Annotated in this window: 11 protein-coding genes; 7 read left to right on the top strand and 4 right to left on the bottom strand. The window is 56.3% G+C overall.

Features of this window, described 5'->3' with window-relative positions; genetic code table 11:
• Nucleotides 1-24 precede the first annotated feature (24 nt).
• The 5 genes from glpE to malQ all read left to right on the top strand — a co-directional run bounded on the left by glpE (nucleotide 25) and on the right by malQ (nucleotide 6730).
• Entirely contained in the window at nucleotides 25-354 is a 330-nt protein-coding gene (glpE, locus tag E2F51_RS05425; RefSeq protein WP_013204219.1) for a thiosulfate sulfurtransferase GlpE, read from the top strand.
• Between the two features lie 69 nt (nucleotides 355-423).
• Nucleotides 424-1245, top strand: a complete 822-nt coding sequence (glpG, locus tag E2F51_RS05420; protein WP_041692446.1) for a rhomboid family intramembrane serine protease GlpG — start codon at nucleotides 424-426, stop codon at nucleotides 1243-1245.
• A 38-nt stretch (nucleotides 1246-1283) separates the two neighbouring features.
• The gene (locus E2F51_RS05415) at nucleotides 1284-2042 is read left to right on the top strand and encodes a DeoR/GlpR family transcriptional regulator (RefSeq protein WP_134822920.1); all 759 of its coding nucleotides are present in this window, start codon (nucleotides 1284-1286) and stop codon (nucleotides 2040-2042) included.
• Between the two features lie 170 nt (nucleotides 2043-2212).
• Nucleotides 2213-4612 carry a maltodextrin phosphorylase gene (malP, locus tag E2F51_RS05410; RefSeq protein ID WP_134822919.1) on the top strand — a complete coding sequence of 800 codons (2400 nt, stop codon included), beginning with the start codon at nucleotides 2213-2215 and terminating at the stop codon, nucleotides 4610-4612.
• 9 nt (nucleotides 4613-4621) lie between these two features.
• Nucleotides 4622-6730, top strand: a complete 2109-nt coding sequence (malQ, locus tag E2F51_RS05405; RefSeq protein WP_134822918.1) for a 4-alpha-glucanotransferase — start codon at nucleotides 4622-4624, stop codon at nucleotides 6728-6730.
• 45 nt (nucleotides 6731-6775) lie between these two features.
• On the opposite strand, the gene nfuA is transcribed toward malQ, so the two are convergent.
• Entirely contained in the window at nucleotides 6776-7351 is a 576-nt protein-coding gene (nfuA, locus tag E2F51_RS05400) for a Fe-S biogenesis protein NfuA (protein ID WP_013204214.1), read from the bottom strand.
• A 58-nt stretch (nucleotides 7352-7409) separates the two neighbouring features.
• Complete coding sequence (gene gntX / locus E2F51_RS05395; protein WP_041692147.1) at nucleotides 7410-8093, bottom strand: DNA utilization protein GntX; 684 nt, start codon at nucleotides 8091-8093, stop codon at nucleotides 7410-7412.
• Between the two features lie 34 nt (nucleotides 8094-8127).
• On the opposite strand from gntX, the gene bioH reads away from it, so the two are divergent.
• Together bioH and E2F51_RS05385 are read left to right on the top strand one after the other, a co-directional pair.
• Nucleotides 8128-8904, top strand: coding sequence for a pimeloyl-ACP methyl ester esterase BioH (gene bioH / locus E2F51_RS05390; protein WP_013204212.1), 777 nt, complete (start codon nucleotides 8128-8130; stop codon nucleotides 8902-8904).
• Between the two features lie 167 nt (nucleotides 8905-9071).
• Nucleotides 9072-9341, top strand: a complete 270-nt coding sequence (locus E2F51_RS05385; protein ID WP_013204211.1) for a DUF1471 domain-containing protein — start codon at nucleotides 9072-9074, stop codon at nucleotides 9339-9341.
• A gap of 98 nt (nucleotides 9342-9439) precedes the next feature.
• Here the strand turns inward: E2F51_RS05385 and E2F51_RS05380 are convergent, their stop codons facing one another.
• Both E2F51_RS05380 and feoB read right to left on the bottom strand, forming a co-directional pair.
• Nucleotides 9440-11128 (bottom strand): sugar phosphorylase, encoded by a 1689-nt coding sequence (locus E2F51_RS05380; RefSeq protein ID WP_134824816.1) that lies wholly within the window; start codon nucleotides 11126-11128, stop codon nucleotides 9440-9442.
• A 111-nt stretch (nucleotides 11129-11239) separates the two neighbouring features.
• Nucleotides 11240-13543, bottom strand: coding sequence for a Fe(2+) transporter permease subunit FeoB (gene feoB / locus E2F51_RS05375; RefSeq protein ID WP_134824815.1), 2304 nt, complete (start codon nucleotides 13541-13543; stop codon nucleotides 11240-11242).
• Between the last annotated feature and the right edge of the window lie 12 nt (nucleotides 13544-13555).

Genomic DNA, 13555 nt, shown 5'->3' with positions numbered 1-13555 from the left:
GTCTGACTTTGACGAGAACCCACCATGGAACAATTTGAGTGCATCAGCGTGCAGCAGGCACAGGCACAGATGACCGACAACAACGCGCTGCTGGTTGATATCCGCGATCCGCAGAGTTATGCCGCCGCGCATGCCAGCGGGGCCTTTCATCTGACCAATGAGTCGCTGCCCGGTTTTATCGCGCAGTCGGATGTCGACACGCCGGTGCTGGTGATGTGCTATCACGGCATCAGCAGTAAAAGTGCCGCGCAGTATCTGTTGAACCAGGGATTTAATCAGGTGTTCAGCGTTGATGGGGGTTTTGAAGCCTGGCGTGTGGTGTTCCCGCAGCAGGTGGAAGCCGTTGCGCTTTAACTGACCCTCTTCAAACAGTGCGGTATACTGTTCTTTCGTTTTAATTAACAGGGACTTTCGACGGCGATGATGCGCATCACTGAATTCTCCAACCCCCGCATGGCGCAAGCCTTTGTGGACTATATGGCAACCCGTGGCATCCAGCTGCGGGTGGAGCACGATAACCATTATACGGTTTGGCTGGATGATGATTCGAAAGTCAATCTGGTCGAAAACGAACTTAGCCAGTTTATTCGCGACCCGAACCACCCGCGCTATCAGGCGGCGAGCTGGCATTCAGGCAGCACCTCGTCCGGCATTCATTATCAGGGCTCCTCACTGTTGGCCAATATCCGTGAGCGCGCCGGACCGCTAACGCTGTCCGTGATGGTGATGTGCATCGTGGTCTTTGTCCTGATGCAGATTTTTGGCGACCAGACGGTCATGAGCCTGCTGGCCTGGCCTGATGCAGACCAGCACTTTGAGTTGTGGCGCTGGTTCACCCATGCGCTGCTGCACTTCTCGATCCTGCACATCACCTTTAACCTGATGTGGTGGTGGTATCTGGGCGGCGCGGTGGAAAAAAGGCTGGGCAGCGGCAAGCTGTTTGTCATCCTGCTGATCTCGGCGCTGCTCAGTGGCTGGATGCAGTCCAAATACAGTGGGGTGATGTTTGGTGGCCTGTCTGGCGCCGTCTATGCTCTGATGGGCTACGCGTGGCTGAGAGGCGAGCGCGACCCGCAAAGTGGCATCTACCTTGAACGTGGGCTGATGGCCTTCGCGGTCGTCTGGCTGGTGGTGGGCTACATGGGCTGGTTTGGCTTGTCTATTGCCAACGCCGCGCACGTTACCGGCCTGTTGGTCGGTCTGGCCATGGCATTTGTTGATACCCGACACGTTAAAAGATCCTAAAGCATTCATCAGCAGGGACGCCTGGACAGGAGAGTTTTGTGAAGCAAACGCAACGTCATGACGCCATTATCGAATTAGTGCGTCGTCAGGGATATGTCAGTACGGAAGAGCTGGGGGATCATTTTGCCGTCAGCCCACAAACCATCCGTCGCGACCTGAACGACCTGGCAGAACAGAATAAAATTCAACGTCATCACGGCGGGGCTGCCCTGCCATCCAGTTCGGAAAATACCGCCTGGCAGGATCGTAAGATGATGTGGTCGGCCGAAAAAGCGCGTATTGCCCAGCGCGTTGCCAGCCAGATCCCTGACGGCGCGTCGCTGTTCATTGATATCGGCACCACGCCGGAAGCGGTGGCGCACGCGTTGCTGAATCACAGCAATCTGCGGGTGGTAACCAACAACCTGAATGTCGCGATGCTGCTGATGTCGAAACCCGATTTCAGTCTGATCGTTGCCGGTGGCGAAGTGCGTACCCGTGATGGCGGCATTATGGGTGAGGCGACGCTCGACTATATCTCTCAGTTCCGCCTGGACTTCGGCATTCTGGGGATCAGCGGCATCGATATGGACGGTTCTCTGCTGGACTTCGACTATCACGAAGTGCGTACCAAGCGGGCGATTATTGAAAACTCTCGCTGCGTCATGCTGGTTGCTGACCACTCCAAGTTTGGCCGCAACGCGATGGTCAATCTGGGAAATATGAGCCTGATCGACTACCTGTTTACCGATGAGACGCCGCCACCGAGCGTGATGCAGACCATCGAGCAGCACGAAGTGCATCTGGAGCTGTGCTAACGCCCGGGCTCTGCACACTGTGGCAAGGATGCCGCGCGCTTTTCTCCTTTCTTCTTTTGTATCAAGTTTATCTTTCCCTCAACGAGCAATTTATTCTGTTCCGGTCTTAACTGTAAGAGTCGTAAGCCGGTTTGCACTTTGCCATTTTTCCCTTTTAATAAGGAAGCGGTATGTCGCAGCAGAAATTCAATCAGGCGCGTTTTGACGCGGCCCTTACCCGTCAGTGGCAACATCTTGGTTTAGCTTCAGCCAGTGAAATGACGCAGCATCAATGGTGGCAGGCCCTTAGCGGCGCACTGGCCGAGATGCTGGCGGCCTTGCCGGTGGCCAGACCGACCAGGAAACAGCGCCACGTTAACTACATTTCAATGGAATTCTTAATCGGCAGGCTGACCGGCAATAACCTGCTGAATCTCGGTTGGTATGATGAGGTCAAAGCCAGCCTGGCTAAGCACCAGTGCGATTTGAGCGAGCTGCTGGAAGAAGAGGTCGATCCGGCATTAGGCAACGGGGGGCTGGGGCGACTGGCGGCCTGCTATCTCGATTCGATGGCGACGGTGGGACAACCGGCAATCGGCTACGGGCTGAACTATCAGTACGGCTTGTTCCGCCAGTCCTTTGTTGACGGCCAGCAGTTTGAAGCGCCGGACGACTGGCAGCGCAACAGCTATCCGTGGTTCCGCCATAACGCGGCGCTGGATGTGAACGTTGGACTGGGCGGTAAAGTGGTTAAACAGGGCGGTATCTCCCGCTGGGAACCGGCGTTTACGCTGCGGGGTGAGGCCTGGGATCTGCCCGTCACCGGCTATCGCAACGGCATCACTCAGCCACTGCGACTGTGGCAGGCCACGCATGCGCATCCCTTTGATCTGACGTTATTTAATGACGGCAAGTTCCTCAAGGCTGAACAGCAGGGGATTGACGCAGCGAAGCTGACCAAAGTGCTGTATCCGAATGATAACCATCAGGAAGGCAAGCAGCTGCGCCTGATGCAGCAGTATTTCCAGTGTGCCTGCTCGGTGGCCGACATTCTGCGCCGCCATCATCTGGCCGGGCGCCATATCGCCGAGCTGCCGGATTATGAAGTCATCCAGCTAAACGATACCCATCCCACCATCGCCATTCCTGAAATGCTGCGCGTCTTGCTTGATGATCATCAGATGAGCTGGGACGACGCCTGGGCCATTACCAGCAGAACCTTCGCTTACACTAACCACACGCTGATGCCGGAGGCGCTGGAGCGCTGGGATCAACGGCTGTTCCGCACGCTGTTGCCACGCCATTTTATGATCGTCAACGAGATCAACAAACGCTTCAAAAAGGTCGTGGAGCAGCACTGGCCTGGCGAAGAGGCGGTGTGGGAGAAGCTGGCGGTGCTCTACGACCATCAGCTGCGGATGGCGAACCTCTGCGTGGTCGGTGGCTTTGCGGTTAACGGTGTGGCTGCACTGCATTCTGAGCTGGTGGTGAAAGATCTGTTCCCCGAGTATCACCAGCTGTGGCCGAACAAATTCCACAATGTCACCAACGGCATCACCCCGCGCCGCTGGCTAAAACAGTGTAACCCGGCGCTGGCCGGGCTGATCGACGAGACGTTGAAGGTCGAATGGGCCAATCAGCTGGATGTGCTGAAAGGGCTAGAACCCTTTGCCGATAATAAAGCCTTCCGTAAGCGTTATCGCCAGATCAAACACGATAACAAGGTGCGGCTGGCCGACTATATCAAGCGGGAGACCGGCATTGTGGTCAGCCCGGATGCGCTGTTCGATGTGCAAATCAAACGCCTGCACGAGTACAAACGCCAGCATCTGGGTCTGTTGCACATCCTGCATTGCTACAAAGCGCTGCGCGAAAACCCTGAGAAAGACGTTGTTCCGCGCGTATTCCTGTTTGGTGCCAAAGCGGCACCGGGTTACTACCTCGCCAAAAATATTATCTACGCCATCAATAAAGTGGCGGAGAAAATCAACAACGATCCGCTGGTAGGCGACAAGCTGAAAGTGGTGTTTATCCCTGACTACCGGATTACGGCGGCGGAATTGATGATCCCGGCGGCGGACCTTTCCGAACAGATCTCCACTGCCGGTTATGAAGCGTCCGGTACCGGCAATATGAAACTGGCGCTGAACGGCGCGTTAACTATCGGCACGCTGGATGGGGCAAACGTTGAGATTGCCGAACAGGTCGGTGAAGAGAATATCTTTATCTTCGGTAACTCGGTGTATGAAGTGAAGGCGCTGAAAGCGGGCGGCTATTCACCGAAAAAGCTGCGTAAGAAGGATAAGCATCTTGATGGCCTGCTGAAGGAGCTGGAAAAAGGCTTCTTCAGCGATGGTGATAAACATGCCTTCGACCTGATGCTGCACAGCCTGGATAAGGGCGGCGATCCCTGGCTGGTGCTGGCGGATTTCAACAGCTATATCGAGGCGCAAAAGCGGGTGGAAACCCTGTGGCGCGATCGGGAAGCCTGGACCCGCGCCACCATCCTGAACACTGCCCGTACCGGGATGTTCAGTTCCGATCGCTCAATCCGCGATTATCAGCAGCGTATCTGGCAGGCGAAGCGCTAAGGAGCCGCAATGGACAAAAAGAAATTTGAACAGGAAGCCGCCGCCGCCGGGATCGCCACAAAATACATCAACGCCCGTGGTGAGGCGGAAGAGGTCAGCGTGGCCATCCGTCAGCGTCTGCTGGCGGCGATGTCGGGGAAGCACAAAGAAAAACCCGGGCCGGTACCGGCCTGCAAAGTGTTTATTCGTAAGCGTTTGCTGCAACTGCCGGTCGGTGGAAAGGGCGAATATCAGTGGCAGCTGATGATGGAGAACGGGCGGGAACACAGCGGAACGGTGAACGGTGGGGAAGCGATCCGGCTGCCGGCCAATCTGGCCTTCGGCTACCATCAGCTGCATCTTCAGCAGGCTGGAAAGCAGTGGCAGTGCCGGATCATTGTGGCCCCTAAGCGCTGCTATGAACCTGAGCCGTTGCTGCAGGGCAAAAAACTGTGGGGATCCTGCGTTCAGCTGTATACCGTGCGTTCTGAACAGAACTGGGGAATGGGAGATTTCGGCGATTTAAAACGCCTGCTGGCGGAAGTGGCCGATCGGGGTGGCGCGTTTATCGGCCTGAATCCGATCCATTCGCTGTATCCCGCGAACCCGGAAAGCGCCAGCCCGTACAGTCCCTCGTCCCGGCGCTGGCTGAACGTGCTGTATATCGCTGTGGCTGAGGTGCCGGATTTCCAGCAGGGCAAAGCGGCGCAACGCTGGTGGCAACAAAAAGGCACGCAAAAGCAGCTGGCCAAAGCCCGTGAAAGTGACTGGGTGGATTATGCACGGGTTGGCGAGCTGAAAATCAGCGGGCTGCGTCATGCGTGGCAGCATTTTACCCAGCGCAAAAATAGCGATCCCGACGTGGTGCAATTTGAGGATTTTATCGCCGAAGGCGGTAGCAGCCTCTACTGGCAGGCGGCCTATGATGCGCTGCATGGCATTATGCTGGCGGACAACCCCGATCGTTGGGGCTGGCCCGTGTGGCCGAAGACCTTGCAGCAGGCCCACTCGAAAGAAGTGCAGCAGTTTTGCCAGCAGCAGGAGAGTGAAATCCGCTTCTGGCTGTGGTTACAGTGGCTGGCAAACCGGCAGTTTGATGCCTGCTGGCAGCTGAGCCAGCAGCGCAAGATGCCGATCGGCTTATACCGTGACCTGGCGGTTGGCGTGGCCGAAGGCGGTTCGGAAACCTGGTGCGATCCGGAGCTGTATTGCCTCGGCGCTTCCGTTGGGGCGCCGCCGGATATTCTGGGGCCGCTGGGGCAAAACTGGGGGCTGCCACCGATGGATCCACACGTTATGGCAGCCAGAGGCTATCAGCCATTTATCGACCTGGTTCGGGCGAATATGGCCAGCTGCGGTGCGCTGCGCATCGATCATGTGATGTCGATGCTGCGGCTATGGTGGATCCCCTACGGTGAAACCGCCAACTTCGGTGCCTATGTTTACTATCCGGTGGAAGAATTGCTGGCAATCCTCGCACTGGAGAGCCAGCGCAATCAGTGCATGGTGATTGGCGAAGATTTGGGCACGGTGCCGAAGGAGATCGTCTCACTGCTGCGAGATGGCGGTATCTACTCCTGGAAGGTGCTGTACTTCGAGCAGCAGAATATGGACCAGTACCGTTCACCCGCCGCCTGGCCCCGTCAGTCGATGGCGAGTGCCACCACCCACGATTTGCCAACGCTGCGCGGCTTCTGGAATGCCGGCGATCTGGTATTAGGGGAACGGCTTGGGCTCTACCCGGACAAAGTGGTGCTGCACCGGCTGTATCAGGATCGCGCCAGACAGAAGCAGGCTCTGCTGACGGCCTTGCATCAATATGGCTGCCTGTCTAAAAGCAACGGCAAGAAAGCCAGCGTGATGAAAATGACTCCGGAGTTGAATCGCGGGATGCAGCGATTTATTGCCGACAGCAACAGTGCGCTTCTGGGTCTGCAACCGGAGGACTGGCTGGATATGGATAAGCCGGTCAATGTGCCCGGAACCACCGATCAATACCCAAACTGGCGCAGAAAGCTCAGCATGACGCTGGAAGAGATGTTTGCCGATGTGCGGGTTAACCGGCTGATTAAGGATATTAATCGCAGGCGCAAGGCGGGTGAGCTAAGCGGGAAATCCATTAAGAAAGCGGGGGAGTAAAACCGGAAATGAAAACGGGCGGAAGGATCCGCCCGTTAATGCCACTCAGTAGAAAGAGTGCTCGCCGCGCTGGTGTTCAGTCAGATCGCGTACGCCTTTCAGCTCAGGGAAAGCCACCAGCAGTTCTTTTTCGATGCCTTCCTTCAGGGTCACATCGACCATAGAACAACCGTTACAGCCGCCACCAAATTGCAGGATAGCGTAACCGTCATCGGTGATTTCCATCAGCGAAACTTTACCGCCGTGGCTGGCCAGCTGTGGGTTGATGGTCGCCTGGAGCTGGTACTCAACGCGTTCAATCAGCGGGGCATTATCGTCAACCTTACGCATTTTGGCGTTAGGCGCTTTCAGCGTCAGCTGAGAGCCGAGGTTATCGGTAACGAAATCGATTTCCGCCTCTTCCAGATAAGGGGCGCTGAGTTCATCAATATAGGCCGACAGCTTTTCAAACTTCAGTTCGGTGTCGGTGGCTTCTACTGCATCGGGTGGGCAGTAAGAGACGCCGCATTCGGCTGTTGGCGTACCTGGATTGATTACGAATACACGGATTTGTGTGCCATCTTCCTGTTTCGACAGCAGTTTTGCGAAGTGCTCTTGCGCAGAATCAGTAATTAGGATCATGGCGATTGCTCAATAGTTTATACAATTAATTAACGATATTACGCCCATCGCCGACGCTCTACAAGGTTCGGCACAGGCTCCATACCTGCACGCTGGCCGCGCCTGCGGCCAACAAAATGCGGCTAATCTCTCCCACGGTGCTGCCGGTGGTGACCACATCATCTGTTAATGCGATATGCAGGCCTTTCACCGCAATTTCAACCCTGAACGCCCCACGCAGATTTCGTCTTCGGGCGGTGGCCAGCAGCTGGTGCTGGATCCGCGTTTTCCTGTGCCGGGAAATTCCCGCCAGGGCATAACGGCATTTAAGCCAACGGGCGAGATGGCGGGTCACGTCATCCATCTGATTATAGCCCCGTCGCCAGGCGCGTGATGGGTGTAAGGGTACACAGAGCAGCAGGTCAGGTCTGCGCAGCTTGTGCTTCCGGCGCGCATCTAACCAGCTTAGCAAAAGCAGCCTCGCCAGCATGGCTGAGAGTGCGGTGGCCTGGTAAAATTTTAACCGCTTCACCCAGTCACTGAGCGGTGGTCGCCAGTCGCTGACCATAATCATCTGGTGCCAGTAAGGGGGTTTCAGCAGGCAGGCGCCGCATTCCTTTCTGGCACTGGCAGACGGCAGGCCACAGCGCGGACAGCAGGTGGGCAACGGCGGAAGGTGGCGCAGACAAACGCTGCAAATGCCGTGATGGGCAAACGTCAGCGGCATCTGGCATAGCCAACATGTGGTGGGCATTGGTAGCATAGCGGCCTCCATGGCAAAAACAGGACAATAACGGATGACACAGCTTTACTGGCAGACAATCGGCACCGGCGATCGCAATCTTGTGATGCTGCACGGATGGGGGCTGAATGCCGATGTCTGGCAAAACGTGGTTGAGCGACTGAGTCCGCATTTTTGTCTGCACCTGGTCGACCTGCCGGGCTACGGTCGCAGCCGGGATTTTTCGCCAATGAGCGTTGAGCAGATGGTCGCCACCCTGTTGCCGCAGGCGCCGGAAAAAGCGCTGTGGCTGGGCTGGTCTTTAGGCGGGCTGGTCGCCAGCAAGCTGGCCTTATTGCATCCTGAACGCGTCAGCGGATTGATCACCGTCGCCTCCTCGCCGGCGTTTTCTGCCGCAGATGGCTGGCCGGGCATCAAACCTGAGACGCTGGCGGGTTTCCAGCAGCAGCTCAGTGAAAACTTTCAGCGCACCGTCGAGCGTTTCCTTGCCTTGCAAACGCTGGGCACCGAAAGCGCCAGGCAGGATGCCCGCTTGCTGAAAAGCGTGGTGCTGGACCTGCCGGCTCCCGACAGTGCCGTGCTGGATGCCGGACTGGAGATATTACGCACGGTCGACCTGCGTGAAGAGATGAAAGCGCTGACGGTACCGCTGTTACGTATCTATGGCGCGCTGGATGGATTGGTGCCGCGTAAAATTGTGCCGTTGCTCGATGCCGCGTGGCCTGCCAGCCAGTCCACTATTGTTGAAAAAGCCGCGCACGCGCCATTTATTTCCCATCCTGAGGTTTTCTGCCAGCAACTGATTGATTTCGGCTCGAAAAATAGCGCATAAACTTTGGCCAAAAACTGGCGAATTATTTATTACGGGTAATAATTACCTCTGTAAGCAGGATCGCTTACTGATTACCTCTGAGCTGTCAGGGAGTTGGCTCTTTTTTCCCTCCCTGAATTCTCATCAAGCGATTGCTTATTCCTAACAACTATACAGGAGTGTCTTTGATGAAAATCTTTAAAACTGTTGCGATTAGCCTGCTGGTAGGCTCGGTTTCTTTTACGGCCATGGCGGCTAAAGAAGTGACCAAAGAAGAAGTTAAAACAATGAATCTCGAAAAAATTGGTACTGTGACCACTACCGCGGAAGCGACTTCTCCGATGGATGCTAAAAAAGATCTGTCTCAAAAAGCGGATGAAAAAGGTGGGAAATACTATCTGGTGATCGCCGGACGTGAGCACGGTAAATTCAGTGCTGCTGCCGACGTGTATAAGTAATTACCGGTATTAAAGGCCGCTGTAGCACGGTTTAACAGGGGTCTGAATTTCTCTCAACAGGCAGGGTTTCCCTGCCTGTTGTTATTTCCGCATTCCCATCAGCTCTTCAGCCACATATAAGAGAGCGGCGTTAACGTCAGTGGTTTCTCACCGTCGAAAATCCTGTCGGTAATAATATCGCGATAGCGTCGGGCGTCCGGCAGCGTATATGCGATCTCCCGGTTGCTGAGGTTATATATGCACAGCAACGTCTGATGATCTTTCTCGGACCAGCGATACATAACGAACAGCGCGTTATCACCTTCCAGTACCTGCATGGGATTATCCGGATGAAAGGCGGTTTGCCGGGTTCTGAGTTGCACCAGGCTGGCGAGTGCGTGATAAACCCGATATCGCAGCGAATGGGTATCGCTTAATTCCGCTTCAATCTGGCTGAGGCTGTACTTCTGCCGGTTAATCGCCCGGTTATGTCCGGCGGCTTTCACCCCATCCATATCGTTGCGCGAGCCCAGTATGCTCTGGATATAGAGCGCAGGCACGCCAGGAAACGCCAGCAACAGGGCGTGGGCCAACATAAATCGTTGCAGCCGGGTGCTGTCGTCATCGTCTTTTTTGTTCAGGGCATCCATATACGTGACGTTGATTTCGTAAGGGCTGGTGCTGCCATCCGGATTGTTTTTATACGAAACCAACGCCCCTTCCATCGCCAAATCCCTGACCAGCGAGACGATTTCGGTTTCCGGCAAAATGCCCCGGAGCGGATTCAGGCCGATGCCATCGTGGGACGCGAGGAAATTAAACCAGGTCGTCGTGCCGCCAGAGCCATCAAGTGAGGCTGCCCACTGTTTCAGTGCGCGTGCCGATCCGTTGTGAATGGCGTGTAGCACCAGCGGCGGCAGTGAAAACTGATACACCATCTGCGCTTCATCCTGGCCGTTGCCCAAATAGCTGATGTTGTCTTTGTGCGGCACGTTGGTTTCGGTGATGATCACCGTGCCTGGCGCCACGGCATTGGCGATGGCGCGAAACAGTTTGACCAGCAGGTGGGTCTTTTCCAGATGGATGCAGGAGGTTCCGGGCGTTTTCCACATATAGCCAACGGCATCCAGCCGGACATAATCGGCCCCTTTTGCCAGATAAGCCAACAGCACGTTGACCATGCTCAGCAGCACTTCAGGATTGGCAAAATTGAGATCGATCTGGTCGGCGCTGAAGGTGGTCCAGATAAAGCGGGTTTCACCGTCCGCCATCTGAAACGGCGTCAGTAACGGCGAGGTTCTTGGACGCGTGACCGCACTCAAATCGGTGGACGGTGGCATGCTGATAAAGAAATCATCCCAGCCCGGATCCTGCGCCAGAAAATGCCTGAACCATCCGCTGTGGGCGGACATATGGTTGCAGACAAAATCAAACATCAATCGCGTCTGGCCGTGCAGTTCGGCGATATCTGACCAGTCCCCGCAAATCTCGTTGACCTGATGGTAATCAATCACCGAAAAGCCATCATCCGATGAATAAGGGAAAAAGGGCAGCAGGTGAACCAACGTAAAGCTGGACTGCAAATGTTGCTGATAGAAGCGTGAGAGGGTGCGCAGCGTGGGCGTATCGGCCTCGCGGAACTGATCGGCGTAGGTGATCAGCACCACGTCTTTTTCATCCCAATGCGCTTTACGCTGATGATTCAGTTCGTTGCGGGTGCGCAGAATAGCATCCGCCAGCTTTTCCCTGCAGACGAGGGGAAAGGTGCCGTCGTAAATTTTGTCGAGTAAGGGAGTAATGTTATCCATTGAGATGCAGTGAGCCGCCGCATTTATCCACAGCACGATAGTTTTCACTGTAGACCGTTGAAGCAGAATCGCAACTTCAACGGCCAGACGCTCAGCGTCTCGTCAGGGAAATCAGTGGCAGCGCCCACTTTTGGTACAGCCCGCACACGGTGAGTGGCTGACGACGCTCAATGACAGACGTTCCGGCGGTAAGGTCAGGGTTTTCAGCCGCAGCCACAGCAGCAGATTGAAAGCGGCAACGGCCAGTAAAATCAGGCTGCTGGATTGAGGATGATCGCTAAAGGTGGCCAACTGATAAAACGCGGTTGCCAGCGAGTAAGCCAGATTCAGCCCCCAGCCAATCGAGAAAAACATCCAGCGGCGACTGCTTTCCCGCGCAATGGCACCCATCACGGACACACAGGGCACGTAAAGCAGCACGAAGATCAGATAGCTGTAAGCGGCGGCGGCACTGCCGAATTTGCTGTGCATCACCCCCATCGCGCCGGTCGCCATTTCGCCGTCGCCCTTACTGGCTTCAACCGGATTCAGCAGCACGCTCAGGCTGAAGGTCTCTTTAACCCCGTCCCAGGTTTCTGTCAGCGCGTCTTTCAGCTCACTGGTCAGGCTGAAGCTGGCAGCGTCAAACGGCTGCTCGTGCAGGGCTTCAGCGGTGTACAGCGTGTTCAGCGTCCCGACCACCACTTCTTTCGCCATCGCGCCGGTTACCAGGCCGACCGTGGCCTGCCAGTTATCCGGCTGCACACCCATCGGCGACAGCAGTGGCGTCAGGGTGCGGCTGACGGTAGCCAGCGCCGAATCGTTGATGCTGTCCACCGGCTGACCACTGAACGAGAAACTGTTCAGCGCACCAATCAGCACGCTAACCACCACGATGACTTTGCCGGCCCGCAGCACAAAACTTTGCAGCCGCTGCCAGGTTTGCAGCAGCAGACTTTTCAGATGGGGCACGTGCCAGGTCGGCAGCTCCATCACAAACGGCGACGCTTCCCCACGCAGTAAGGTTTTTTTCAACAGCAGCCCGGTCACAATGGCAGCGACAATGCCCAACAGATAAAGACTGAACACCACCAGCGAGCCGCTTTTGCCGAAGAAGGCGGCAGCAAATACGGCGAAGATCGCCAGCCTGGCACCGCAGGACATAAACGGTGCCATCAGCACGGTCATCAGGCGCTCGCGCGGCGCATCCAGCGTGCGGGCGCCCATCACCGACGGCACATTGCAGCCAAAACCGACAATCAATGGCACGAAGGATTTGCCGGGCAGACCCAGCGCCTGCATCAGACGATCCATCACAAACGCCGCGCGCGCCATATAGCCGGAGTCTTCCATCAGCGAGAGGAACAGATACATCAGGCCGATTTGCGGCACCAGCGGCATCACGGTATTGATACCGCCGCCAATGCCCTGTGCCAGGAACAACGTGAGCGGCAGCGGGAAGTGCGCCATGGCCCCAAGCCACTGCGTGCCGTGAATAAATATCGCTGCCGATCCGATCTCAAACAGCGGTTGCAGCGCGCCGCCAAGGTTGATGGCAAAGAAGAACATCAGGTACATCACGCCAAAGAAAATCGGCAGGCCGAGCCAGCGGTTGAGAACCAGGCTGTCGAGCCGGGTTGAAAGCCGGTGCGCGGTTGCCCGATGCGGCACGGTCACCGCGTCACACACCGCATCAATGGCCTGATAGCGGGCTGCCGCAATCTTCAGCGGCGCTTCCGCCAGGTCAGGGAACGTTTGCAGCAAGGCTGCGGCTTCGCTGGCCTGGGAGCGGCTGTAGATATCGCCTTCAAGCAGCTGTAACGCCAGCCATCGGCGTTGTACCGGCGATCGCTCGCCGTGCATCGCGTCACTCAGCGTGGCCACCTGTGCAAGGATTTCGGCGGGATAGCTGACCGCAAACTGGCCGACACGCCGTGAATGGTCATCAATTGCCTGCTTAAGCTGTTCAATGCCCTGCGCGCGAGTGGAAACAAGCGGAATAACCGGGCAGCCGAGCTGCTTTTCAAGGGAAGGAATATCAATATCAATCTGCTGGCTGGCGGCGATATCCAGCATATTCAGAGCGATGATGCAGGGCACGCCCAATGCCTGCAGCTGCTGAGTCAGCCATAGGTTACGGGCCAGATTGCTGGCGTCGACCACGTTGATCACCAGATCGGCTTCGCCGCTTAACATGTAGTGACAGGCAATCTGCTCGTCGAGTGAGCTGTCGGCAGAAAGGGTGGTGAGGGAATAGGTGCCGGGCAGATCGACCAGTTGCACAGCATAGCGTTGCGTCGCGAACTGCCCCTGTTTGCGCTCGACCGTCACCCCAGCCCAGTTGCCTACTCGCTGCCGCGCGCCGGTTAACTGATTAAACAGGGTGGTTTTACCCGAGTTCGGGTTGCCAATCAGGCCAATGGTGCAGGTTTTCATCTTCATCGTCCC

It is taken from the genome of Erwinia sp. QL-Z3, assembly GCF_004551645.1.
Lineage (GTDB): Bacteria > Pseudomonadota > Gammaproteobacteria > Enterobacterales > Enterobacteriaceae > Erwinia > Erwinia billingiae.
This window is presented reverse-complemented; position numbering and strand designations above follow the sequence as displayed.